Origin of the sequence: Flavobacterium sp. HSC-61S13, assembly GCF_024171535.1 — a bacterium.
Taxonomy (GTDB): Bacteria; Bacteroidota; Bacteroidia; order Flavobacteriales; family Flavobacteriaceae; genus Flavobacterium.
The window spans coordinates 1-26,600 of the sequence record NZ_JALJZV010000028.1 but is presented as its reverse complement, the minus strand read 5'-3'; the positions used below and the strand labels follow the sequence as shown (position 1 = coordinate 26,600).

Here is a 26,600-nt window from a genome sequence, read left to right as displayed (position 1 = left end):
CTTTAGAGAACCCCTAGTCTTCACAGACTAGGGGTTTTTTGTTTTACAACGGAGCGACGTGTTCGGCCTTTGGCCTCGGTTCGTCGCCTTTCTTTTAAGAACCCTCATCATTTATTTGGTGAGGGTTTTTTGTTATAATCATGTCACCCCTACGGGGTTTTTCGTGATTCGATAGTCGATAGTCAACTCACGATTTTCGAACAACGACTCACGAACCAAAAGTCCCTAATCTTTATTGATCAGGGACTTTTTGTATATAAGCTAATGTGCGTATTTGCATATCTGCTTTATAATCATGTCACCCCTACGGGGTTTTCGTGATTCGATAGTCGTAAGTCGAATCCCGATTTTCGAACAACGACTCACGAACAACGACTCTCGGCTCAGTCTGGAAAGTTGATTTCAAATCCAATGCCACGAATCGAGAGAATCTGTAAGTGTTGATCATGCTGAAGATACTTTCTTAACCGACTGACAAAGACATCCATGCTGCGCCCGGTAAAATAATCATCGGAATTCCAGATGCTCTTAAGAATTACCTCGCGCTTGACGATACTGTTATTGTATTGAAGTAAAAGTTGTAGTAAGTCTGCTTCGCGTTGTGTTAATCTGATTTTTTCTTTAGGGTGTTTTAATAATAAATTTTCGTGATCAAAGAAATATTCGCCTAATGACAAAGGCTTGGATGTAACTAATGGTTGGTGTCTTTTTAGTATATTGTGTATTCTTAATATTAACTCCTCGGGATCACAAGGTTTTGTTTGATAATCATCCGCTCCAATTTTTAAACCCGTGAGCCTGTCTATTTTTTGATTTTTTGCAGTTAAAAATAAGAAGGGTAAATTCGGATAGTTTTTTTTGATGGTCTGTGCTAACGTAAAGCCATCTAGATGCGGCATCATTACATCGAGTACAACAATGTCATATTTTGTGTTTTGAGACATTAATGGTAGAGCATCTAAAGGATTAAGGACCCAAGTAACGTCAAATTCTGACAAATTAAGGTACTGTTTTAAAATGATTCCAAAATCTTCATCATCTTCAATCAAGAGTAGTTTAGTCTTCATGTGGAATGTTTATTTTGACAACGGTCCCCGAGTGTATCTTGCTCTTAAATGTTATCGTTCCGTGGCACTTTAGTACGATTTTATTCACGAGAAAAAGTCCTAAACCGAGACCCTTTGTATTTTGAATGTTATTCTTTTGAATGCGGTAAAACTTTTTCAGTATATGTTTTATTTCTGCGGGTTCCATCCCTATTCCATTATCTGTTATCGTTATTTCAAGGCCTCTGACTTGACTATTTATATGGATTCCTATTATCGTGCCTCCATATTTTATACTATTGCTAATTAGATTGCTTAGTATGGTTTGGATCTCAATAAGTTGTAAGGTGGGAGTCTTTAGTATTTCCATTCGTGTTTCGAATCGAACCTCGGGATTGCTAAATGCAAAGTCATTACACAGGTCTATTATTTCTTGTTGTTGAAATCGTTCCTGGTAAATGGAAGGCTCATAGTCGTCCTGAATCGGTTTAAGTATGTTTTCTAGACGATTGATTTGTCGATCGATCAACGGAAGTATTTCTAAAGAACCACCCTTAGATAGTGTTTTCGATGCAATTTTTAGTGTGGCTAATGGGGTTTTGAATTCGTGTGCTATATTATCGACAATATCGTGTAGAATAATTGACTCCCGCCGGTGTTTAATCAAATTTTTATAAGTGAGGTAATAAAGTAAAGAAACAGATAGTAGTATAAGGATTGAGGACACAATAAGTGGAACTAATTCCAGTAATACAACGGAGTTTAGATTGGCAATGTCGAAAGTTGTAATTCTGTTTATTTGAAAGTGAAAGTTTGGTTTTTCTTTTCTGCTGTGGTTGTCATAGTCGATAAGATCAAATTCTGAATTTGAACTGCTGCTGATCCATTTTCCTTCTGTTACTGTGCGCGCTTCATGGATTGGAGTATTGGTTTGATACATCGCTATAGGTTTTTTTAGCAACGTATCTCGCGATGGAAGAGCAATTAAGTTGATTAATTCTTTTTTAAGAGCTACTTGATATCCTCGTTTTTGAAACAGACTATCTATATAGGCAGTGATTCGTGGGCTGGTTTTTGAATTTTTATTTCGGAAGTATTCCGTGATTGAGTCGTATGGAATTTCCTTTCGTTGAAATTTAGAGAATAGGATTAGGATCTCGTCTTCTTTGCTTGTCGTATCCTCAAAGTAGGGAACCTGTTCTTCTAAGTCCGTTAACTGGCTGTGTACCGTGTTAACGATATCTTTTTGTTTTAATTGGAAGGAATTATAGAAATAATGGGCGTGTATGGCCAGCAAGAACAGGAATAATGTGGTTGATGTAGCTATGTATAAAAAGTTTTTGTCTTTCATATAAACAAATATAAACATTTCCATTTGACGTTTTTGGTGTTAACCCATCGTTAACCGAGCATTAACCGTCTGATTGATTTTTTTACAGCATTTTTGGTAAAAATAATAAAGGATGAAATATTTGGTTTTATTACTGCTTTTTTCACAAGGTATATTTGCTCAAGGACGAATGCTGGAAGGTCGGGTCGTAAATGAGAAAGGAGAACAATTACCTTTCGCAATTTTAGTACTAACGGATAGTGTTAAAGAACATTTGGCCGAAGCTGCAGACTTTGAAGGCCTATTTAAGATCCTAAGCAACGCAACTGGGATTGTTTCGCTTGAAGTATCTTATATCGGTTATGTCAATTATACAAGAGTTTTATCGGAAGAGGATTTTAAAAAACCTTTATCCATCGTTTTACATTCGGAGGGGCGTGAATTGAATGAGTTAGTAATCGACAAGAGAGCTCCTCTTGTAAAGCGAAAGGTGGATCGATTGGAATTCAATATCGAAAACAGTGCTTTGACGAGTTTGAGCGGTTGGGAAATAATTAAGCAGACACCCGGGATAACTGCGCAAGGAAGTACCCTGAGTATTCGCGGTAGTTCGGGAATTTTAGTTACGATCAATGGGAAAAAAGTTATGTTAGCCGCTGATGAATTGCAGCGTTTACTTGAGGGTACTCCGGGTAAAGATATTAAGTCTATTGAAGTTATAACAAACCCTCCCGCAAACTATGATGCTTCGGGCAGTGCAGTTTTAAATATTGTAATGACAAAATCTCAATTAGAGGGGTATAAAACTGTGGTTTTTGGACGATATATACAAAGTAAGTATGAGAAGGGGTTGTTTGGGTTGTCTCAGTATTATAGGTCCGGTAAATTGTCGTTAATGGGCTCATATTATCGTGGAACTGGCACTTATTTAAGAGAAGGCTATGATGTTATTAATTACGTTGAGAATCAAACTACTTGGGAAAGTATTATGATACGAAAAGATATTAGTAGAAATCAGAATTCTTATACATTTAATATGGAGTATGATTTAGATTCTTTGATTAATTTCACTTTTGGTGCCAACGGCTATATTAGTCCGGGGGAGCATGGTATTTATGACGTTCCAACTTTGATTTACAACAAAGAACAGCAGCTTGAATCTTCGTATCGTACAGTAAATGATCATCGAAGTGCTACGGATTATCATAATCTCTATTTGCAAGCTGACCGAAAATGGGGTGCTGATAATAGAGTGGTGTGGACCAGTTACCTAACGAGTAACCATAAAGATAATTTTCAAAATATATATACTCAACTCCACTTTAAGGATCAGGATCCAAAAGAAACCACTTTTGAGAGTATTAATCCCAGTAAGGTTTTTTTATTTTCTACTCAGGTCGATTATAGTATAAAAAGAGAAAAATGGAATTTAGATAGCGGATTGAAATATAGTAAAGTCAATACCAATAGTGTATTAGATTTTTATGACGATGAAAAGGGAGGGTTGGATTTTAGACCTGAAAAAAGTAATATATTCGATTATGGGGAGACCAACTTTGCAGCGTTTACAACTTTAGCATACTCTTGGCAACAATGGAGTTTTAAGGGAGGACTCAGAGCTGAATATACGGATTTGACAGGTGTCGTGTCTAAGCCCGAAGAGAAAAATAGCCAAAATTATTTGGAGTGGTTTCCCACTTTTTTTGCGCAATATGAAACTAAGTCAAATCATCAATTTGGACTTTCTTATGGTAAGCGTATTAGTAGGCCTTCCTATTCTAGGTTAAATCCAGCAAAATCGTACTACAATTTATTTTCATATTTTCAAGGAGATTCGCAATTGAAACAGACAATTATTCATAATTTGAACGTGACTTATTCTTGGAATAATTGGAATCTCGATGTTTATTATAGAAAAGAAAACCTTCCTTCGATGGAGATCTCAATTCAAGATCCTGTAACTAATAACTTAATTTATCACTATACTAATATTGAGAAAGGTGAAATGGGCGGAATTGATTTGAGCAAGAATTTTGAATTATTTCCGTGGTGGACTGTTAACGTGTACACTTCTCTCCAATATAATGAGAATTATTTTTTTGGCTTAGACCAACAACTGTATGAAAATAGTATTACCATGTTTTATGGGCGTGCTAGTACTAATATTCGATTGCATAAAGATTCAGACTGGAATATGGAAATCGGATGTTATTATCACACTCCAAGTATTCAAGGTACTTTTACGATTAGTCAAATGTCTAACACCTATTTTATAATGAACAAAAAGTTTTACGACAAAAAAATAGAAGCCAGTTTGATGATTAATGATATCTTTAAAACGGAGCGATCTAAAGTAACTACTAAATATGCTAATCAGAACAATTATTTTTTAGATTATCAAGATTCTCAAAGTGTTTCGGTCTCGCTTAGATATAATTTTGGGAATCAAACGATAAAGAACAAAAGAACTATTGATAAAACGGAAGAGCAGGGGCGTATTTAGCAAAAAAAAACCGTTCAAAATTGATTTAGATTTGAACGGTTTTTTAGTTGAATCACAAACTTAGATTAGATCTAAGATACGTTCTAAGGCCATACCTCTTGATCCTTTGATTAATATAATTCCGTTTTCGTCCATCGTTTTGCTGTCAAATACTTCTGCGAAATCGTTATAGGTCTTAAAAAAGAACGATTTGGGTTGAACCTGTTGATGTTCAAAAAAATGATTTCCGATATAGTAGATCGTTAGATTGTCAATTTTGTTCAATTTCTCTATTAAAGTCACATGTTCTTCTGAACTGTTTTGCCCCAATTCAAACATATCTCCAAGGAATAGGGTTTTTGAACCTTTACTATCCAATTGAATAAAATTATCTAAAGCCGCTTCCATACTACTAGGGTTAGCATTGTAGGCATCTAAAAGAATCTTATATGTTCCTTTTTCAACCCACTGTGAGCGATTGTTTGTAGGGATATATTGTTCAATGGCCGTTTTACAGTCAGATATTGGTACTTTAAAATACGTGCCTATGGCAACAGCAGCAGCAATATTTGTCGCATTGTATATTCCGGTTAAATTCGAATTAAATAAGGTCTTTTGAGTAGTAATACTCGCCATCGGTTGTGCCTTATATTCTTCAATTACCAAGTCATTTTGCGGTTCAGTACCAAAAGTATATCTGGTAAATGTCATTGTTTTGATATCTTGGAGTGTGTCGTCGGTATTTGTAAAAGCTAATTTGTAATTATTTTCTAGATACGTATAGAGTTCACTTTTTGCTTTAATAACACCTTCAAAGCTACCAAAACCTTCTAAGTGCGCTTTTCCGAAATTGGTAATATATCCGAAGTCCGGATCTGCTAGTTCAGATAAATGCGCGATTTCACCAAGGTGGTTAGCTCCCATTTCAACGATTCCAATATCGGTGTCCTCATTAAACGAGAGTAAAGTTAACGGCACTCCAATGTGATTGTTTAAGTTGCCTTGAGTAGCTTTCACCTGATATTTCTTTGAAAGTATTGCTAGAATTAATTCTTTTGTGGTTGTTTTTCCATTGCTTCCAGTTAGCGCGATAATGGGTAGACCCAATTGTTGACGGTGGTATTTAGCTAACTCTTGTAGTGCCATTAATGCATCGGTATACCAAAACATTTTATCGCTATGGGTAACCAATTTTTTATTGTCCATCACAACAAAACTAGCTCCTTGGTCTAGCGCTTGTTGTGCAAAATTATTGCCGTCAAAATTATCGCCTTTTAGCGCAAAAAAAAGGGAATTTGGAGTGATGTTTCGAGTATCTATCGACACGCCATCACACTGTAAAAAACATTGGTAAAGCTCTTCTATTCTCATGAGTCAAAAGTATAAAAAAAAGCCCTAAAATTTAGGGCTTTTTTATAAAGAGTATTCTCGTTTTAATTTTTTGATCTTTTCTTAGATGGTTTTGCTCCGACCTTAGTCATGGCACAACGGAATCCAATAAAATCTGTAGCTTGATCTTCTGCGTAGAATCTTCTACTTGCTGGATCTAACCAATATGCTCTATCTTTCCATGAACCTCCTTTGTATACTCTAGATTGGTTGTTAACTAGTGAAGTACGGTTATTGGTATCGTACTTTCTAACTACGTCTCCGTTTTCATCTGCTAGTATGGTATGCTCTGGTGAATTGTAACCTTTACTTCCTCTTGAAGCACCATCTTTGAAAGCTCTGTTATCGCTAGCGTCAAAGTTTTGTCTTAAGAACGTATCTGATTCGTCAACCAAAACTTGGGCAACTGTTCCAGGTAGGTTACGAGCTTTGATCTTTCCGTTTGGTAAGGTATCGTAAACAATGGTCTCAGCAGTTACAATTTCAACTTTTCCATCAGGACCAATTTTATTTTTGTAATAAACATTTCCTCTGAAGTAATTGAAATCATTATCTTCTGAAGTAATGGAAGGTCTGTAAACATCAGCTACCCATTCTGCAACGTTTCCTGCCATATCATACAATCCGAAATCATTTGGAGGGTAAGATTTAACTTGGTTAGTAATATCTGCACCATCTGTAGACCATCCAGAAATACCACCATAATCACCACGACCTTGTTTGAAGTTGGCCATTTGATCTCCTAATTTATCTCTTTTTGCAGTTCTTGTGTGTGAACCATCCCAAGGATATTTTTTTCTTCCTTTATAAGAATTGTATTCTCTTTTTCCAATTAAACCGACTGCAGCGTATTCCCACTCAGCTTCTGTTGGAAGTCTGAATTCAGCAGTAAATAAACCAAACTCTTGAGTTGCATAGATATTCTTTGAACCATCTTTAGCCTTGTTTCTAACGCCTTGGAAAACGATATCTCTATTTCCTTTGTACATCGCATCAGGTGCAGCCAAGTACGTTTCCGTACTGAAATGGTTGTCTCCGTATGCTTCAAGAATTTTTGCGTTCTTTTTTAGGTATCCTGCTTTTTCTAAAGTAGCTTCATTAACACGATCTGTTCTCCATTTCGCGAAATCATTTGCTTGTACCCAACTTACTCCTACTACAGGATAATTGGCATACGCAGGATGACGTAAATAAGAAGTCGTTAAACTTTCACTAAATCCAAGTCTGTTTCTCCACACCATAGTGTCTGGAAGCGCTCCCTCATAAATATGTCTGTAGTTCTCTTCACTAGGAGGGAAAACAGTTTTAAGCCAATATAAGTATTCATTATACATTACGTTGGTTACCTCCGTCTCATCCATATAGAAAGACTGAACATATTGTTGGGTAGGGTTGTTATTCCAGTCGTACATTACATCGTCTTGGACTCTTCCCATGGTAAAAGTTCCCCCTTCAATAGCCACCATTCCCAACGGTGCCTGTTGGTCGCCGTAGTTGGTGTTGTATTGAAAACCTCCCTTTTTGTCATTTATTTTCCAGCCAGTTGCAGTTGATACTCCTTTAGTACTTGTATTGCTACAGCTAGTAATACCAAGTGATGCTATAATTCCGGCGATCACTTGCAATGTCATAAGTCTATTAATCTTCATGTTTAAAGTGGGTAATTAATTTGCTCGCAATATAATAATTAACGATTAATTAGCAATATTTATTTCGTAAATATTTAAAAAAAACTTAAAATTTGTTCGGTGTTCACAAATTTATCCTTCTATAACGTGTAATTTTGCTGAATATTGTCCTCCAAATTATTTTTTTTGTTGGCTTGTACTATTATGGAAATATTAACGTTTACTGTACTATGAAGAATGCTTTTTTATTTATTGCCTTTTTACTTTCATTCGGTCTTAGCGCTCAAAGTCGCGAGATTAAACTTTTTTGGCAAGACCCAAAACCGTATGCTCATGCTTTAGAACAAAAGAATATTCCTTTCTTCGATTCACAAAATTATAATTTTAATCCAATTTCCAATACTTTATTATATATAGAAAGTGTTAATGTTTCTGCAGCAGTCGATCCAGCTTCATTAATTATTACTCATGTAAATTATGAATCCATTGGTGTTTCCGATTTAAAAGACCTGCCTGTTGCCGATTTACCAAATCAAATCGATGCGCAGTTGCAAAATGTATTTGCTAGAGATCAAGTGAAATTATCTTTTTCATTTTCACCTATTATAAAGGAAGGACAAAACATTAAAAGGGTTAAATCCATTCAATATTCTTATAGAGAAGGAGGATTTAATCAATTGGCAAATAGAAATGCAAATAGGGATTTTAGATCGAATTCTGTTTTACAGTCCGGTAACTGGTATCAGTTTTATGTAGAAAAATCAGGCGTATATAAAATATCAAAATCTTTTCTTCGCAAATTAGGAATGCCTGACGGAATAGATCCTCGATCGATTCGCCTTTATGGAAATGGTGGGAGTATGTTGCCACTTTTAAATTCGAAACCCTATTTTGAGGATTTACAAGAAAATGCCATTCAGATTGTGGGGCAACTGGGTACGAGTTTCGATGACTCTAATTATATACTGTTTTATGCTGAAGGAGTAGATCAATGGAATGACGAAAATTTAACTCACTTAAATTTATATGATAGCAAGTCCTATTATTATTTGACTTACGGAGGGGAAGCAGGAAAGCGAATGAACACCTTATACCAGCCTACTTCATCTGCGAATACTACCTATACTTCTTATGACGGTTATGTCTTTCACGAAAGAGATCTGACCAATATAGGTCGGTTGGGACGGAAGTGGTTTGGTGAAAGTTTTGGTGTACAGCAACAACAAAACTTTAACTTTGATCTCCTTAATATAGATTTATCTAAACCGGTAAAAATAAATATCAATGCTGCTTCGGCCTCGTTTGGAAATACAAATTTCTCCTATAACGTTAACAATCAAAATTTGGGTTCAGTATCCTTTAATAAAATTAGTGGGCAAACCGTGTCGGGATATGAAAACTTTTTAACCAAGTCTATACAACTCCATAATGCAACTGCGACAGTTGCGGTCAATTACAGTAACGGCGGTGTTCCCTCTTCTGAAGGTTATCTCGATTTTATAGGCATCGAATATACGGCAAATCTTAACGGCAGTAACAGGCAGTTTGCATTTAGCAATAAATCGTTAGCTATGGAAAGCGGAACTGTTTTATATGTGATGAATAACTCAAGCCAGGTAAAACAGATTTGGGACATCACAGATATCAACAATGTTCAGGCACTCTTTAATAACGGACAAAATAATTTGAGTTTCAAAGTAACAGGAGGTGCTCATCGAAAATATCAAACCGTGGTGGAAAGTGATTTTTATGAACCACTAATTTCGAGTACAACGAAAGTCGCGAATCAAAATTTAAAAGCTGCGGTTTTTAATGAGGGAGATGTCGATTATTTGATTATTACCCATAATAATTTAAAAGCCGCTGCGGAACGACTCGCTAATTTTCATAGATCATCCAATAACTTAAAAGTAAAAGTAGTTACCGTAGACCAAATCTACAAGGAATTCTCTTCGGGAAAGCAGGATGTTGCTGCAATTCGAAATTTTATAAAATATGTCTACAAAAATGCCTCGAATACCGCTGCGAGAATTCGATATGTAAATATGTTTGGAGATGCTTCCTTTGACTACAAAGATCGCATTCCTAACAATACTAATGTAGTTCCCGTTTTTTATGGAATGAACTTGGGTTTAAGAAGTACATCAAGTGGCGATGGGAGTAATTTTTCGTCTTATACAACATTTATGTCCGACGATTTTTATGTCTTGATGGACGATGAGGAAGGACTGATGCTGAATTCTGATTACGGTATGGACCTAGCTGTAGGAAGGATGTTGGCGACTAACGTGGATGAGGCTAATGCGATGGTCGAAAAAGTAATTGATTACAGTAGTAAAGAGTCTTTGGGAAGATGGAGAAATGTTTTGGTGGCTTTATCTGACGATGTAGATGTCTTAGGAGATTTTGTTCTGCAAAAAGGCCTCGATGATATGATGAATAATGTTGCCGAGAAAAAACCGTTTTTAAACATTAAAAAGATTCATATGGATTCTTATTTGCAAGAATCTACCGCAGGGGGTAACCGCTATCCTCAAGCAAAAAAAGATTTTTTAGCGTCCATCGAGAATGGGGCATTGTTTGTCAATTATTTCGGTCATGGCGGTGAAGAAGGTTTGGCACAAGAACGCATTTTTGGTATCGACGATGCAAAGAAATTAAATAATTATAAAAAATATCCGCTGTTTGTAACAATTACTTGCGAGTTTACGCGTTTTGATAATCCATACCGTTTGACAGGAGGCGAAAGTATGTATAAAAATAGGCGAGGTGGAGCTATAGCATTAATCGCTACAACGAGAGAAATTGGCATAGAGTCGGGAAGACAAATTAATGCTATTTTAAGTGATCAATTGTTTCCAGCTTCCAATCAATACCCAAGTATTGCAGAAGCACTGATGGCAACAAAAAATAATTCATCACAAAGAGATAAAAATGTGGTGTTCTATATTGGAGATCCAGCAATAAAATTAGCTATTGCTAAACCAAAAGTGACGTTGACGAAAATCAATGATATCCCTTTTGCTGATTTTACAGGAAATCTTGAAGCCTTGGGGTATGTTAAAATATCTGGAGAGCTTAGGGATGAAAATGATCAGTTTTTAGATCAGTTTAATGGCTCCTTGGCAGTACAGATTTTTGATAAGGAAATTGATAGGAAGACACTGGGGAATGATGGTGTTATGAGTAACGGTGCTTTAGCGTTAATGGATTTTAAAACTTTGGGCGAAACCATATTTAGAGGAAATGCTACAGTTAGGCAAGGAACATTTGGTTTTGATTTTGTTTTACCTAAGGATATTAAGATAGCAATTGGTCCGGGAAAGGTCAGTTTTTATGCAGCAACGGATAGCGGGACAGATTATACAGGAAGTAATAATAAGGTCAATATAGGGGGGATTAACAAAAATGCACCAGAAGACAAAACGCCGCCAATAGTAAAACTATTTATGAACGATGAATCGTTTATATCAGGTGGGGTAACCTCTGAATCACCGGTTTTTTTAGCTTTTTTAGAAGATGAAAATGGTATTAATACATCAAGTGGTATCGGACATGATTTAACGGCAATTTTAGATGGCGACGAACTGAATCCGATAATTATGAATGATTATTATGAAACCGAGCCAGATAACTTTAGAAAAGGGAAAATACAATATCAGCTTAAGGATTTGTCCAATGGATTGCATACATTGTCGTTCAAGGCTTGGGATGTATATAACAACTTAACGACTTCAGAAATCCAATTTTTAGTTTCAAAAAATGAAGGGGTAAGTCTAGAGAAAGTATTAAATTATCCGAATCCATTTGTAAATTACACGGAATTTTGGTTTACGCATAATAGACCTTTTGAAAACCTAGAAGTGCAAGTGCAGATTATGACCGTGACGGGAAGAATTGTTAAAACAATTAATCAATTGATTACAACGAATGGTAATTTATCAAGAGATATTAAATGGGATGGGTTAGACGATTTTGGAGATCGAATTGGTAAGGGGGTGTATATCTATCGTTTAACGGTAAAATCGACCGTAACCAATCATAAGTCCGAGAAGGTAGAAAAACTTGTAATCCTTTAAGAAAAGAGTATATTTGTTCAATTAAAAAGTCATAAATGAAAAAAACGACGATAGTAGCTATAGTAGCGATAAGCTCACAATTCGCAGTAGCACAAAAATCTTTACCCGTTCCAGCGAATTATAATGATTCAAGGGCAATTACTACCGGTGTTCCTTTTCTGCAAATTGCAGCAGATGCAAGGTCTGCAGGTATGGGGGATATGGGAGTAGGGACGTCAACAGATATCTATTCTCAACAACACAATCCAGCTAAATACGCTTTTGCAACTCAACAACAAGGATTTGCAGTAAGTTATACTCCTTATATGACCAGCATCACTAATGATGTATCTTTAGGTCAATTGAACTATTTTAATAAAATTAACGACAGAAGTGCTTTTGCTGTTAGTTTAAGGTATTTTGGAATGGGTGACATTGAATTAAGACAGAATTATAATGATGTACCTGTAACCAGAAGTCCTAATGAATTTGCAATTGATGGATCCTACTCATTAAAGTTAAACGAACGGTTTTCGATGGCAGTTGCCGGGCGATTTATTAATTCTAATTTAAAAGTTCCTGAAGATATGGGAGGTGGAGATGCCTCTTCGGCTTCTACTTTTGCAGTTGATATTGCGGGTTTTTATGAGTCTGAACAAATGGCTTTTAACAGCTATGATGGTCGTTGGAGAGCGGGATTTAATTTTCAAAATTTAGGTCCGAAAATCAAATATGACGATAATGCGGATAATGCTAGTTTCTTACCAGCTAATTTAAAGTTAGGTGGTGGATTTGATTTTATTCTCGATGCCCATAATACGGTTAGTGTATATGGAGAAGTAAATAAATTATTGGTGCCTACACCTCAAATTCCAGATTTTCTTGACTTAGATGGCGATGGCAATTTGTCAGAAACAGAAAAAAATGCCGCTACCACAAAAGCCAGATCGGATTATAATAATATCGGATGGGCACAGGGAATATTCAAATCCTTTGGGGATGCTCCAGGAGGGATGTCTGAAGAGATGAAAGAATTTACTTGGGCACTAGGAGCAGAGTATTGGTATGACGATGCCTTTGCTTTTCGCGTAGGTTATTTTAATGAAAACGAATTAAAAGGAGCGAGAAAATACGCTACTTTAGGTGCCGGTTTTAAATACAACACGATTACGGTAGATTTATCCTATTTATTCTCCACATCAAAAATTAATAATCCTTTAGAGAATACCTTGCGTTTCTCATTGGCCTTTAATTTTGGAGGATCGAGTACTAGAAGTTAATAGTAGAATTTATAAAATATTAAAATCCAAACTTTAAAAGTTTGGATTTTTTGTCTAAAAGAAGTACAGCATGAAAGAAATTAAATTAACTACTACGTTTTTGGAATATCAAAGCTTAAGTGAGTTGTCAGCTAAGGATCAGGAATTGATGCAGGCTGCAATTGAAGTTAGAAAAAAAGCCTATGCCCCTTATTCTCAATTTAGAGTAGGTGCTGCAATATTGTTGGAAGACGGAACAATTGTAGTAGGATCTAATCAAGAAAATGCCGCTTTCCCTTCAGGGCTATGTGCCGAACGTACGGCTATTTTCTATGCAGGGGCAACGCATCCCAATGTCGCGATGGTTAGCATTGCAATTTCAGCTAGCTCAGATGTCAAAACTACGACAACCCCAATTCCTCCATGCGGAGCTTGTAGACAAGCAATTTTGGAGTATGAAGACAAACAGGCCCGTCCAATTCGAATGTTGTTTATGGGGGCAGAGGGAGCTGTTATTGAGTCACCGTCTTTGATTAATATACTGCCTTTCCACTTTGATAAAAATTCGTTGTAGTTACAGACTACTCTGTAATTGGTAGAAAGGTGTCATGTTGTTTTTTAATTTTTATATAAATAGTTTTGATAAAACGGTTTTTTGATTTGTTTTTCGCCTTGATTCTACTGGCTTTTGTTGCGATTCCACTGTTATTTGCTTGGGTGTTAGCTTCAATTGATACACGGTCAAATGGATTGTTTCGTCAGATCAGGATCGGGCAGTATGGACATCCATTTACGATATATAAGTTGAAAACCATGAAGGCAAATTCAGGTGACAAGTCTCAAATCGTTACCGCTCTGGGTAGTTTTTTTAGGAAAACTAAAATAGATGAACTTCCCCAATTAATCAATATAATTAAAGGCGACATGTCTGTGGTAGGGCCTCGTCCAGATGTGCCGGGATATTACGACTTGTTAGTGGGAGATAATAGGCAACTGCTGAATTTAAAACCCGGTTTGACCTCGGAAGCTTCACTAAAGTATTATAACGAAGCCCAAATATTAAAACTACAAGAAGATCCACTGCGTTATAATGACGAAGTCATTTTTCCCGATAAAATAAAAATGAACTTAGAATATCTTCAAAAACAGAGTTTTTTAATCGATATTAAAATTATTGCAAAAACGCTGTTTCGATAAACGACCATCTGCTTAGGGATATCTCTATTGAGTTAGACGTTATTATTCTTTCAAATATACTGGTTGAAGTTATTTATAAAGGATACTTAGGTATTTCGTTAAGCCTAAAACATTTAGTTGTTATTGTGGTGATCAGTGTTTTTTGTACTGTTTTTTATTTATACGCTAAAAAGAAAAACACAGCAGTTGATCAATGGTGGCTCTCGAGTTCGGTAGTGATTTTGCAAACGAAAAACGCTTATAACACTGTTTTTAATAGCAGTTATAAGCGTTTTTTATTTTGGAATATATAGATGTTGTGATTTTGTTTATTCTTTTTTAGCGCTTAACATCTTGTTCATAATTACGGACAACAAAATATACAGCATAATGATAATCGGTATAGCTAAATACTGTAACCATAGTAGGAGTACGGCTGAGGTGATTAAAAACAAATATTGAATTTTATTCGTAGCCCAATTTCCGTATTTTACTTTTAGTGAAAATAAAGGGATCTCAGCGTTCATAATGAAAGCACTAAATAAACTGATTACCACCAAGACATAAGGATTGCTAAGGAGCGTAATAATCCATTCGGAATTTGTGGTCGAAGTAATCATCGGCAAACTTAGAATAAACAAGGCATTAGCGGGAGTTGGAAGTCCAATAAACGAATCGGTCTGTCTGGTGTCGATATTAAATTTAGCCAAACGATAGCAAGATCCGAGGGTAATAATAAAACCGAGATAAGGAATTACACCCATATAATAGGTTTCTGGTGATAAGTTATAGATTTCTTGGTTTTCTTGTATACTCGCAAGTAATCTATACATAATAATACCCGGAACCACACCACTGGTTACCATATCTGCTAAAGAATCCAGTTGTACACCTAGTTCACTTTTTACATGTAGAAGTCTTGCGGTAAATCCATCCCAGAAATCAAAGAAAATCCCTAAACAAACCCAAAAGAAGGCCATGTGTAGATTGTCATCAAAAGCATAAATTGCTGCGATTAATCCAGAAGTTAGATTTAATAAGGTAATTGCATTGGGAATGTGTTTTTTTATACTCATAGCTTTTTGTTTTCAAAAATGGGTTTGACAACGATGATAACTGTTTCATGCAAATGTATTATAAAACTTGTGAATAAGTAAACTTAAAATGGAGTTTAGTATTTGAGATTTTTATTACATCTTTGTATAAAATGATAATTTTGTGAAAAACTTACTTCTTTTTGTTTTCTTGATCTGTTCAGGAATAATTCACGCTCAAAAGGTTAGGAAGTATTCTAACGAATTCCTGAATATTGGAGTTGATGCCGCGGCAATGGGGATGGCAAACAGTGTGGTTGCAAGCACTGATAATGTCAATGCAGCCTATTGGAATCCCGCTGGATTGATTCATTTAGATACGAAACAATTGAGTTTGATGCACGCGAGCTATTTTGCAAATATAGCGCAGTATGATTATGTGGCTTTTGCGATGCCGATCGATGAAAAAAGTGCCGTAGGTTTATCATTAATACGTTTTGGTGTTGATGATATTATGAATACGACCGAATTAATCGATCAAAACGGCAATATTGATTACGATAAAATCAGTCTTTTTTCAACAGCAGATTATGCCTTCACAGCATCTTATAGTCGTGCCTTACCCATCGAGGGGCTTTCACTAGGTGTAAATGCTAAAGTGATTCGTCGTGTGATTGGGAAGTTTGCTAATTCATGGGGATTTGGTTTTGACCTTGGCGTGCAATATCAAACGGCTTCTGGTTGGAAATTAGGTGCTATGGCAAGAGATATTACCACAACTTATAATATGTGGACGATTAATAAAAAGGAATTTGAAAAGATCAGTAATGCCATACCGGGACAAAATTCAGAATTGCCTGAAACAACGGAAATTACCATGCCTAAATTGCAATTAGGGGCGGCGAGAAAATTTAATTTTAATGAGGATTTTTCTGTACTAACAGCAATGGGCATTAATTTGGAATTTGCGGAAACTCAAGCGATCATTTCTACAAAAGGATTTAGTGTTAATCCTACTTTGGGATTGGAATTTGCCTACACCGATATGGTTTTTGTTCGGGGAGGTGTTGGTAATTTTCAAAATACCACACAATTAGATGGTACAGAAAAAATAGGATTTCAACCGAACATCGGTATTGGTTTTCAATATAGAGGGGTACAGATAGATTATGCCTTGACTGATATTGGAGACCAGAGTGTTGCTTTGTATTCAAATATTTTTTCCTTAAAGTTAAACTTAGATATTTTTAGTCGTTAACATGAAAACTATATTTTCCATATTCTTTCTTTTTTTCTCTGCTATACTTTGGGCTAATGACAGCGAATTTACATATCCACAACTAACGGACAAGGCAGAAGTTAGTGTTTTGACAGTTGGCACCGGTTCTGAATTATACACACTTTTCGGGCATACTGCACTGCGAATCTATGATCCCTTGATGCGTATTGATCGCATTTATAACTATGGATTGTTTGATTTTAGAACTCCCAACTTTTATAGTAAGTTTATTAAGGGAGATTTGATGTATTTTGCCGGTTACGAGGATTATCGTGATTTTGTAATGGGATATGCCTATGAAGATCGACCGGTATATGAACAACATTTGGTATTGAGTCAGGAACAGAAACAACAAATTTGGGAATTGGCCAATCGTTCTTTAGAAGAAGACCGGAAGTTTTATAATTATAAGTTCAGCCGGCAAAATTGCACTACAAAAATCGTTGACTTACTTAACGAAGTATTAAAGGAACCGGTGCAAGTAGATGCTTTTCAGGAAGAAGTAACTTATCGTAGCATTTTGAATAAATCGCTAGATGGTCATTTTTTCGAAAAATTGGGAATCAACTTGCTATTTAGTTCAAAACTAGATCAAAAACCCACTCTACTCTTTCTACCGGATACGTTTATGCGAGGATTGGCAGTTAGTTCCAATGACGGCTTGGCATTGGTTGATAAAACTACAGTATTATACGAGAAACAGCATGTTTCGAGGGGAGACTGGTGGAATACGTTTACATTTTTCGCCGTGATCATGGCTGGATTAGCGTTGCTGATTCGAAATACTACGGCTAGATATGTGTACTTTATATGCGTTGGTTTACTAGGTTGTTTGTTGGTTTTTATAAGTGTCTACTCCTCTCATATTGAGTTGTCTGGAAATGATACTGCCTTGTTATGTAGCCCTTTTATGATGCTGTTACCTTGGATAGGCAAACGTATAAAGTTTAAAAAAACCGTTCAGGTTTTGTGTTTACTAATAGGTCTAGGTATACTGATTTTTGCTATTTTAAATCTTACATCACAAAAGTTGTTTATTACATTTCCGGTCTTTTTGCTCAACTTATGGGCATTGTATTTGGAATTGAAAACACAAAAAATAAGTTTGAATTCAAATATGGATTGATATTTGCTATCAGGGTTGATGAAATATTAAACACCTCATTTTCGATATGATTTCATTTTTTAAGTCAAAAGCTTTTTTAAAAGATCTGATTCCAACAGGATTTGTGGATATACATTCGCATTTGCTTTTTGGAATTGACGATGGTGCCAAAACTAGTGAGGACACCAAGTTTTTGTTAGAGTCTATGCTGGCCTTGGGTTTTGGTAAAATAATTACTACACCACATACTACACCATATATTTGGGATAATACGAAGGACATGATTGTTGATAAATATGAGGAAGTAAAGGTGGTTTTGCCAGAGCTTACCCAATCGGTTAGTCTTCGTGTGGCTTCTGAATATTTAATGGATGATAGCTTTTCTCAACGCATTCAGTCAGAACGTTTATTAACACTGCAAGGAGATTATGTATTGGTTGAAATGTCTTATATCAATCCTCCGATACAATTATTTGATATTCTCTTTGAGTTAAAATCTGCGGGTTATCAAATTGTGTTAGCCCATCCAGAACGTTATAATTTTTACCACAATAATTTAGAAATCTACAAAAAACTAAAAAAAGTGGGTTGTTTGTTTCAGTTAAACTTGTTGTCTGTGACGGGGTATTATGGATCTAAAGTTGCTGAAACAGCCGAGTATTTATTGAAATCAGCTATGATTGATTTTGTGGGATCGGATATTCATCATAGCAACCACATTAAAGGTTTTGAATCCAAATTAAAGATTAAAGATAAATTGCCTTTGGTAGAAGCTTTTGCAGCTAATAAAATCTTTGATATTTAAACGAGTTACTCTTGATCTCCTTTACTTAGTTGTTGAATTGAGACCTTGATAAATTTTATACAAAAAAAGCTGCCTTAGTGATAAGGCAGCTTGAACTTTATATAAGTTTAATTATTTATTTTTCTACAACCTCTCCTTTGATACGGATAGCAACCTTTCCATCTGTAAAGTTAGTAGCATTAGTTTCCACTGTAAGTGTTCTACTAATTCTTCCGACAGACATGTTGTACTTTACTTCAATTTTACCAGTTTTCCCCGGCATAATAGGAGCTTCTGGTTTTGAAGGTACTGTACATCCACAAGTAGATTGAACATTAGTAACAATTAAAGGTGCATCACCCGTATTCTTGAATTCGAAAGTCCTAATCCCACTATCTTGACCGCGAACCACTGTTCCATAATCGATAGTGTTGTTTTCTGCCGTAAATTCAATTTTCGGTCCTGATTGAGCGAATGAGATAGCGCTTACTAAAAATAAGGCAATCAATCCTAGAAATTTTTTCATTGTTATTGTTTTTGTTATTGATTCGTAAAATTAAAAACTTTTGACAAACTCACAAATTTTATTTCATAAAGTACCTTATAAACTTTGTTTTTATATTTGGAGACTTATCAGTAATTTTGTAGACTAAATTACAAAAAACATACCAAAATCAAAGAAAATATAATTTTCGAGGTTTGGGGTAGCGTTTTTTGAGAGAATAATAATATATTTAGATACAGAATTCACTAAATAACACGTATATATAGATGACAATCCCAACGCAATTTGATGCTAAGCAAGTAGAAGAAAAGTGGTACTCCTATTGGATGGAAAACAAGTATTTCCATTCTAAACCAGATCACAGAACTCCTTATACCATTGTGATTCCTCCACCAAACGTCACCGGTGTGTTGCACATGGGGCATATGTTAAACGTCACGATTCAGGATGTACTGATTCGTCGCGCGCGATTAAAAGGATTTAATGCTTGTTGGGTTCCGGGGACGGATCACGCTTCTATTGCAACAGAAGCCAAAGTTGTGGCAAAATTAAAATCTGAAGGCATCGATAAGAATGATCTTTCGCGAGAAGAATTTTTAAAACATGCGTGGGATTGGACAGAAAAATACGGTGGTACAATTTTAGGTCAATTGAAAACATTAGGTGCTTCATGCGATTGGGATCGAACTAAATTTACAATGGATGCAGAATTATCTGCAGCTGTTATTAAATCATTTGTTGATCTCTATCAAAAAGGCATGATCTATAGAGGATACCGTATGGTCAATTGGGATCCAGAGGCGCAAACGACCTTATCCGATGAGGAGGTGATTTATGAAGAGAGACAAGGTAAATTATATCATATCAAGTATCAAATAGAGGGAACCTCTGAATTTTTAATTGTTGCAACTACGCGTCCTGAGACTATTTTGGGAGATACTGCTATTTGTGTACACCCCGATGATGAGCGCTACGCGCATCTAAAGGGAAAGAATGCAATAGTACCGATTTGTAATAGAGTTATTCCGATCATTTTTGATGATTATGTAGATATGGAATTTGGAACAGGCTGCCTTAAGGTGACACCTGCACACGATATCAACGATAAAGCACTCGGAGAACGTCATGATTTAGAAATTATTGATATTCTAAATGCTGATGCTACTTTAAACCAACAAGGCTTACATTACGCTGGCAAAGACCGTTTTGTCGTGCGTGAGGAGATTGAAATGGAATTGAAGGGGATTGGCGCTTTGGAAAAAGTGGAAATCCATATGAATAACGTCGGAACTTCTGAAAGAACTAAAGCTGTTATAGAACCTAGGTTATCCGATCAGTGGTTTTTAAAAATGGATGAATTGGTGAAACCGGCTCTTGAAGCAGTTTTGGAGACAGAAGAAATTAAATTATATCCAAGTCGTTACAACACTACCTACAAAAACTGGTTGGAAAATATTCGCGATTGGAATATCTCACGTCAATTGTGGTGGGGACATCAAATTCCAGCGTATTATTACGGAGATGCTAAGGAGGATTTTGTAGTTGCAGAAACGATAGAAGAAGCTGTTGTTCTGGCGCAGAAGCAGTCCGGTAATGTGAATTTAACTATTGAAGATTTACGTCAAGATGCTGATGCATTAGATACTTGGTTCTCTTCTTGGTTGTGGCCAATATCGGTGTTTAACGGACTTACGGAACCAGAAAACGAAGAATTCAAATACTATTACCCAACGAATGATCTGGTTACTGGTCCAGATATTATATTTTTCTGGGTGGCTCGTATGATTATGGCAGGGTATGAATACACAGGAGAAAAACCTTTTTCAAATGTTTACTTCACCGGTATCGTTCGCGATGCACAACGTCGTAAGATGTCAAAATCCCTTGGTAATTCACCGGATCCACTTGGTTTGATTGAGAAGTTTAGTGCCGATGGTGTTCGCGTAGGTTTGCTATTAAGTGCTTCTGCGGGTAATGATATTCTTTTTGATGAAGAATTGTGTAACCAAGGTAAAGGATTTACAAACAAAGTATGGAATGCATTCCGATTGATTCAAGGCTGGGAGGTTTCTGAAGCAATTGTTCAGCCAGAGGCTTCTAAAGTAGCTATAGCATGGTATGAAGCTAAGTTGCAGGCAACGTTAGTGGAAATTGAAGATCATTTTGAGAAATATCGAATTTCAGATGCATTAATGGCGATCTATAAATTGGTATGGGATGATTTCTGTTCTTGGTTCTTGGAAATGATAAAGCCGGCTTATCAACAACCTATTGATGCCGTTACTTACGGGAAAACGATAGAGTTTTTGGAAAGCAACTTAAAGTTGTTGCATCCGTTTATGCCGTTTATGACCGAAGAAATCTGGCAACACATCACAGCTCGTACTCCAGAAGAGGCGTTAATTGTGGCTAGATGGCCAGAATTAAAATCTACAAATACCGAAATTATTAAGGATTTCGATTTTGCTCAGGGAGTTATTGCTGGGATACGAACAATTCGAAAAGATAAAAATATTTCTTTTAAAGAAACGATTGATTTAAAAATTATTAATAATGAACAGGCTTCTACTGCTTTTGACGTAGTTGTTAAAAAGTTGGGGAATATTGAAAACCTAACTTACGTCCTCGAGCAAGTCACAGGAGCGCTGTCTTATCGTGTACAATCTAACGAGTATTTTATTCCAATTTCTGGTGCAGTTGATGTTGAAGAGGAAATAGAAAAACTACAAGAAGAGTTAAAATATCTAAAAGGATTTTTAAGATCTGTACAAGGTAAACTAACTAATGAGAAATTTGTTAGCGGTGCACCTGAAAAGGTTATTGATATCGAACGCAAAAAAGAGGCAGATGCGCTTTCAAAAATTGCTGCGATTGAACAAAGTTTACAAGGTTTGAAATAAAGGTCAATGAAAATTAACCTGCATACACATCAGTTTACTAATCACTTAAATGTTCTGGATATTGTAAATCAATATCCAGATTCTTTAGGGGAGGATTTTGAGTTTTTCTCTATAGGAATTCATCCCTGGTATATAAACTTACCAGACTTAAATAAGCAGCTAGCTATAATCGAAAGTCATTTGTCGGACGACTCTTGTCTTGCATTAGGAGAGTGTGGATTGGATAAACGTATTGAAACAACGATGGAAACACAGATTTTAGTTTTTGAAAGTCAATTGCTTTTGGCTGAGAAATACCAAAAACCAGTTTTGATACATTGTGTTAGTGCGTTTCAGGAACTTTTAGAAGTGAAAAAACGCTTGAAATTAACCGTTCCTTTTCTGATACATGGGTTTTCTAAAAACCGACAAGTCATGGAGCAGTTGTTGCATAACAATTGTTTTATTTCATTTGGGAAGTATTTGTTGCAAAATGACAACCTCGTAGAAGTTTTTAAAAATGTTCCAGATGATCGTTATTTTTTGGAGACAGATATGATGGAAAACGCTTTAGATGAGGTCTATGAAAAGGCAGCTAGAATTAAAGAATTACAAATAATAGAAGTAGAACAACAAATTGAAAATACGGCTCGAAAGGTTTTTGAGTTTTCAAAAAAATTAAGGAATACATTAGGATGAGTCAGTGGCAAGAAAGAGCGAGCCTGTTATTTAAGGAAGAGGGGTTGCAAAAATTGAAAAATTCAAATATTCTAGTCGTTGGACTGGGAGGTGTTGGTTCTTTTGCTGCAGAGTTTTTGGTTCGTGCAGGAATTGGTAGTATGACTATAGTTGATGGGGATACCGTAGATATCACGAATATCAATCGTCAGTTGCCCGCTTTGCATTCTACTATAGGGCAACCCAAAGTTGATATTGTAGGTGATCGATTGATGGATATCAATCCAGATTTGAAATTGCTGCGTATTCAAGAATTTCTTTCTCCGGAACGAACCCATGAAATCGTAACAAAGGATTACCACTTTGTACTGGATTGTATTGACAGCGTAACTCCGAAGATTCATTTGATTTTGGCAGCAAAACGCAAAAAGGTTAAGGTGATCAGCAACATGGGCGCTGGAGGAAAAATGTCTGCTAGTAAAATAGTGATTAAAGATATTAGTAAAACCGAGGTTTGTCCATTAGCGAAGCAGGTGCGAAAACGATTGAAAAAAGAGGGCATTTCGACGGGTGTAAAGACGGTGTTTTCGTTGGAGACTCCCGATGAAAGTAGCTTGAAATTGACAGACGGCCTTAATTATAAAAAATCATTCTTCGGTACTAACAGCTGGATGCCCGCACTTTTTGGGCTTCATTCTGCGGAATATGTGATTCGTTATCTGTTGTCCAAAGCATAAAAAAAAGTCCAGTTTATCTGGACTTTTTTTATGCTTTTAACTTTTTAAAAGAAACGGTTTATAATAACGTATAAAGACGCAACAGATATAAAAATCCACAGTAATACACCTTGTAAAAGAGGTTGAATACCCACGGATTTTAAAGCTTTTAAAGTTAGTCCTGCGCCGATAAAAAACAGTGTTAAAGTCAATCCTTTTTTAGAAATAAATACAATACCGCTAGTTATACTTTCTGGAATCGGTACATAAGTATTGATGATAATTGCCAATACAAAAAGCAAAATAAAGTAAGGGATTTTAATTTTGCTTTTCTGTTGTTTAAAAATAACGCTGATCAACAAGGAAATGGGGATGATCCATAAAGCTCGAGCCAACTTAACTGTGGTTGCGACTTGTAAAGCCTCATCTCCGTATTTTTGAGCAGCTCCTACTACAGAGCTTGTATCGTGGATGGCTATAGCGGCCCAAAGACCAAAGTCCTGCTGAGAGAGTTCTAAAAGTGTTCCTATGTAGGGGAATAAAAATAAGGCGACCGAATTTAAAATAAAAATGGTAGCAAGTGAAACCGATGTTTCCTCTTCATTGGCATCAATGATTGGGGCAACTGCTGCTATAGCGCTGCCGCCACAGATAGCCGTACCTGAAGATATAAGTATGCTGGTTTTCTTTTTAACTTTTAAACGATACCCAAGTAATAGACCAACGACTAGGGTTAAGAAAATAGACAATACCGTAAGCCAAAAACCGGTCTTACCCGTTTTAGCAGCTTCATAAATGTCCATACCGAAACCAAGTCCAACTATAGATATTTGCAACAACATCTTGGTGACTTTGCCATTGTACTTAATAAAAGGATGTCCAATTAAAAGTGAGAATATAAAACCAAGTAATAAGGCTACAGGCGGTTGAATCCAAGGTGTCAAACACAATAAGGCAACAGCTATAAAGGCGACTTTTTTAATTTGAGTATTCATATTTGTGATTTATGAATACAAAAGTCCGTTTAAAAAAACGTCTTTACCAGACGTAAAAAGTTATTTGATATAACTATAAGTTATGGTGGTCTAAAATAAATTGAATTAATTTCTCAATATAAGGTTTGTTGTTACCATGAGAAGTGATAAAATAGAAATTGCGCTCAAAACTGATGTTATCCAAGTCGATTATTTTAAAAGTTCCCTCTTTTAATTCGGTTTGTATGGCTTGAATAGAAACGATTCCCAAGCAGTGTGAATGTTCTAAGTATTTTTTGATGCTTTCCGTACTTCCCAAATGCATCTCTATATTCAAATCTTTTAATTTTATTTTTTGTTCTTGCAGTACATGTTTGATGACCTGTAGGCTGCCAGAGCCTATTTCGCGCAGAACAATAGGGCTAGTAAGAAATTCAGCAGTACTCAAGCTATCTCGGTCAGAAATAGGATTGGAGTGATGCGCTATTAAAACCAATTCATCTTTCATGAAAAATTGATATTTTAATTGCTTGTTCTGCGATTGTCCCTCGATAAATCCGAGTTCTATGTTTTGTTTTAAAACTTCTTTTTCTATTTTTTGAGTATTCCCATTGAGTAATTCTAGTGCAATATGCGGGAACCGATTTTTAAAGCGTGGTAACAGTTTCGGTAATACATATTGTGAAATAGTCGTACTTGCTCCTAACTTTACATGTGTGGGGAATGAATTTTTTAAGGAAGCAACTTGACTATATAACTCTTGATACTGGGAAAGTATGTAATCGACTTGTTTTTTTAAACTCTTACCATCGCTTGTAAGTGTGATTTTATTGCCTTTTCTGTGAAAGAGTTGCAGTCCAAATTCTATTTCCAATTCTCGTATAGATTTGGATATGGCTGGCTGGCTGACAAATAATTGATCAGCTGTTTTAGAAAAACTTAAGGTTTCGGCGACGGTTTTAAATACTATTAATTTTTGATCCCCCATAGTGTTTGTTGTGTTTCCAAATATAAGGTAATATGTTCATTAAAATTTATTCGGTGTACAATTTGCTTATTAAGACCAAGCTGATACAGTATGGCTAATTTTAATTATAAATTAGCAACGTCAATTTAAACCATATTTTAGATGTCTATACCTGATAAAGATCAAAAGTTGCCATTACCCAACTATGAGAGATTATGCTTTTTAAAAAACATTATAACAAATCCGAATATAATTGTTGGAGACTATACCTATTATGACGATTTTGAGGATTGCAGTAATTTTGAGAAAAACGTTAAGTATCACTTTGACTTTATTGGTGATAAACTGATAATAGGTAAGTTTTGCATGATTGCTTCCGACGTGGTTTTTATTATGAACGGTGCAAATCACTTGAGTTCAGGTGTCACTGCATATCCTTTTGCAATTTTTGGAGGAGATTGGGCCAAAGCTATGCAAGATACTTCTTATCCTAGTAAAGGGGATACGATAGTCGGAAACGATGTTTGGATCGGTCATCATGTTACGATTATGCCCGGTATAACTATAGGTGATGGAGCAATTATTGCTACAAATGCCACAGTAACTAAAGACGTAGCGCCATATACGGTAGTGGGAGGAAATCCAGCGCAATTAATCAAAAAAAGGTTTTCCGATGAGCAAATCGTTAAACTACTCGAGTTGCGGTGGTGGAATTGGGATATAGAAAAAATAACCCAAAACCTTCCATTATTGGTTAAAGGTGATTTGGATCTGTTGTTCCGTTAAAAAGGCAATCGCAGAAAGGAGGCATTGAAATTTCGACTTTGTAAGGAGTCTTGTGTATCATTGCTTTGTTGGTAGCATATCGCTAAAAAAATTACTTTTGCTACGAAGTGGTCTCGTATAGTGATGATTTTGAGACAAAACAGCAAGTTAGGATTGTGTTATTGCAAATGTTGAAAGTATCTATGAATAAGGATTGCCTCCGCTGTGCTACGGCATCCTAAAGGGTGGGATTCGACAAAAAGCGACTTAGCGCTAAGCGCGCTAACTCTTTTTCTATGCGCTATCACGGCGCTTAAGCAGGTTTGGGAATTATTGACATACCAAGGAATGAGGATTGCCTCCGCTGCGCTATGGCATCCTAAAGGGTGAGATTCGACAAAAAAGCCACTTAGCGCTAGGCGCGCTAACTCTTTTTCTATGCGCTAAAACGGCGCTTAAGCAGGTTTGGGAATTATTGACATACCAAGGAATGAGGATTGCCTCCGCTGCGCTACGGCATCCTAAAGGGAGGGGTTCGACAAAAAA

Annotated in this window: 20 protein-coding genes; 12 read left to right on the top strand and 8 right to left on the bottom strand. The window is 36.0% G+C overall.

From position 1 onward, the window contains the following. Window positions 1-383: 383 nt before the first annotated feature. Window positions 384-1,067: a response regulator transcription factor gene (locus L1275_RS16440; protein WP_253476078.1), complete on the bottom strand. Its 684-nt coding sequence runs from the start codon at window positions 1,065-1,067 to the stop codon at window positions 384-386. Continuing rightward, window positions 1,057-2,397, bottom strand: a complete 1,341-nt coding sequence (locus L1275_RS16435; RefSeq protein WP_253476075.1) for a sensor histidine kinase KdpD — start codon at window positions 2,395-2,397, stop codon at window positions 1,057-1,059. Before L1275_RS16435 ends, L1275_RS16440 begins: the two co-directional genes overlap by 11 nt. A 112-nt stretch (window positions 2,398-2,509) precedes the next feature. On the opposite strand from L1275_RS16435, the gene L1275_RS16430 reads away from it, so the two are divergent. Continuing rightward, on the top strand, window positions 2,510-4,879 hold the full coding sequence (locus L1275_RS16430; RefSeq protein WP_253476072.1) for an outer membrane beta-barrel family protein: 2,370 nt from the start codon (window positions 2,510-2,512) through the stop codon (window positions 4,877-4,879). A gap of 60 nt (window positions 4,880-4,939) precedes the next feature. On the opposite strand, the gene murF is transcribed toward L1275_RS16430, so the two are convergent. Together murF and gldJ are read right to left on the bottom strand one after the other, a co-directional pair. Continuing rightward, on the bottom strand, window positions 4,940-6,229 hold the full coding sequence (gene murF / locus L1275_RS16425) for a UDP-N-acetylmuramoyl-tripeptide--D-alanyl-D-alanine ligase (RefSeq protein WP_253476069.1): 1,290 nt from the start codon (window positions 6,227-6,229) through the stop codon (window positions 4,940-4,942). A gap of 62 nt (window positions 6,230-6,291) precedes the next feature. Next, window positions 6,292-7,896 (bottom strand): gliding motility lipoprotein GldJ, encoded by a 1,605-nt coding sequence (gene gldJ / locus L1275_RS16420; RefSeq protein ID WP_253476066.1) that lies wholly within the window; start codon window positions 7,894-7,896, stop codon window positions 6,292-6,294. A gap of 209 nt (window positions 7,897-8,105) precedes the next feature. Here gldJ and porU point away from each other — a divergent pair, with 209 nt between their 5' ends. The 4 genes from porU (at window position 8,106) to L1275_RS16400 (ending at window position 14,389) form a co-directional block, all read left to right on the top strand. After that, window positions 8,106-11,954 carry a type IX secretion system sortase PorU gene (porU, locus tag L1275_RS16415; RefSeq protein ID WP_253476063.1) on the top strand — a complete coding sequence of 1,283 codons (3,849 nt, stop codon included), beginning with the start codon at window positions 8,106-8,108 and terminating at the stop codon, window positions 11,952-11,954. Between the two features lie 35 nt (window positions 11,955-11,989). Beyond that, complete coding sequence (gene porV, locus L1275_RS16410; protein WP_253476060.1) at window positions 11,990-13,213, top strand: type IX secretion system outer membrane channel protein PorV; 1,224 nt, start codon at window positions 11,990-11,992, stop codon at window positions 13,211-13,213. Window positions 13,214-13,283: 70 nt separating this feature from the next. Then, window positions 13,284-13,766 carry a cytidine deaminase gene (gene cdd / locus L1275_RS16405; protein WP_253476057.1) on the top strand — a complete coding sequence of 161 codons (483 nt, stop codon included), beginning with the start codon at window positions 13,284-13,286 and terminating at the stop codon, window positions 13,764-13,766. Between the two features lie 65 nt (window positions 13,767-13,831). After that, the gene (locus L1275_RS16400; RefSeq protein WP_256499952.1) at window positions 13,832-14,389 is read left to right on the top strand and encodes a sugar transferase; all 558 of its coding nucleotides are present in this window, start codon (window positions 13,832-13,834) and stop codon (window positions 14,387-14,389) included. A 308-nt stretch (window positions 14,390-14,697) separates the two neighbouring features. On the opposite strand, the gene L1275_RS16395 is transcribed toward L1275_RS16400, so the two are convergent. Further along, on the bottom strand, window positions 14,698-15,438 hold the full coding sequence (locus L1275_RS16395) for a CDP-alcohol phosphatidyltransferase family protein (protein ID WP_253476081.1): 741 nt from the start codon (window positions 15,436-15,438) through the stop codon (window positions 14,698-14,700). A gap of 148 nt (window positions 15,439-15,586) precedes the next feature. Between L1275_RS16395 and L1275_RS16390 the strand changes: the two genes are divergently transcribed. From L1275_RS16390 to L1275_RS16380, 3 genes are read left to right on the top strand one after another with little or no spacing between them, the layout of a single operon-like run. Continuing rightward, window positions 15,587-16,660 carry a PorV/PorQ family protein gene (locus L1275_RS16390; RefSeq protein WP_253476054.1) on the top strand — a complete coding sequence of 358 codons (1,074 nt, stop codon included), beginning with the start codon at window positions 15,587-15,589 and terminating at the stop codon, window positions 16,658-16,660. Between the two features lies 1 nt (window position 16,661). After that, window positions 16,662-17,807, top strand: coding sequence for a DUF4105 domain-containing protein (locus L1275_RS16385; RefSeq protein ID WP_253476051.1), 1,146 nt, complete (start codon window positions 16,662-16,664; stop codon window positions 17,805-17,807). Window positions 17,808-17,853: 46 nt separating this feature from the next. After that, a complete protein-coding gene (locus L1275_RS16380; protein ID WP_253476047.1) occupies window positions 17,854-18,591 on the top strand; it encodes a tyrosine-protein phosphatase in 738 nt (245 codons plus the stop codon). 115 nt (window positions 18,592-18,706) lie between these two features. Here the strand turns inward: L1275_RS16380 and L1275_RS16375 are convergent, their stop codons facing one another. Next, on the bottom strand, window positions 18,707-19,096 hold the full coding sequence (locus tag L1275_RS16375; RefSeq protein WP_253476044.1) for a DUF1573 domain-containing protein: 390 nt from the start codon (window positions 19,094-19,096) through the stop codon (window positions 18,707-18,709). A 245-nt stretch (window positions 19,097-19,341) separates the two neighbouring features. On the opposite strand from L1275_RS16375, the gene L1275_RS16370 reads away from it, so the two are divergent. The 3 genes from L1275_RS16370 to L1275_RS16360 are packed head-to-tail and all read left to right on the top strand — an operon-like array spanning window position 19,342 to window position 23,369. After that, a complete protein-coding gene (locus L1275_RS16370; protein ID WP_253476041.1) occupies window positions 19,342-21,975 on the top strand; it encodes a valine--tRNA ligase in 2,634 nt (877 codons plus the stop codon). 6 nt (window positions 21,976-21,981) lie between these two features. Then, window positions 21,982-22,653 carry a TatD family hydrolase gene (locus L1275_RS16365; RefSeq protein WP_253476024.1) on the top strand — a complete coding sequence of 224 codons (672 nt, stop codon included), beginning with the start codon at window positions 21,982-21,984 and terminating at the stop codon, window positions 22,651-22,653. After that, a complete protein-coding gene (locus L1275_RS16360; protein ID WP_253476021.1) occupies window positions 22,650-23,369 on the top strand; it encodes a ThiF family adenylyltransferase in 720 nt (239 codons plus the stop codon). Before L1275_RS16365 ends, L1275_RS16360 begins: the two co-directional genes overlap by 4 nt. Before the next feature lie 44 nt (window positions 23,370-23,413). Here the strand turns inward: L1275_RS16360 and L1275_RS16355 are convergent, their stop codons facing one another. Together L1275_RS16355 and L1275_RS16350 are read right to left on the bottom strand one after the other, a co-directional pair. Continuing rightward, window positions 23,414-24,343: a YeiH family protein gene (locus L1275_RS16355; protein ID WP_253476018.1), complete on the bottom strand. Its 930-nt coding sequence runs from the start codon at window positions 24,341-24,343 to the stop codon at window positions 23,414-23,416. Window positions 24,344-24,416: 73 nt separating this feature from the next. Then, complete coding sequence (locus tag L1275_RS16350; protein WP_253476015.1) at window positions 24,417-25,310, bottom strand: LysR family transcriptional regulator; 894 nt, start codon at window positions 25,308-25,310, stop codon at window positions 24,417-24,419. A gap of 141 nt (window positions 25,311-25,451) precedes the next feature. Here L1275_RS16350 and L1275_RS16345 point away from each other — a divergent pair, with 141 nt between their 5' ends. Continuing rightward, a complete protein-coding gene (locus tag L1275_RS16345) occupies window positions 25,452-26,075 on the top strand; it encodes a CatB-related O-acetyltransferase (RefSeq protein ID WP_253476012.1) in 624 nt (207 codons plus the stop codon). Window positions 26,076-26,600: the final 525 nt, after the last annotated feature.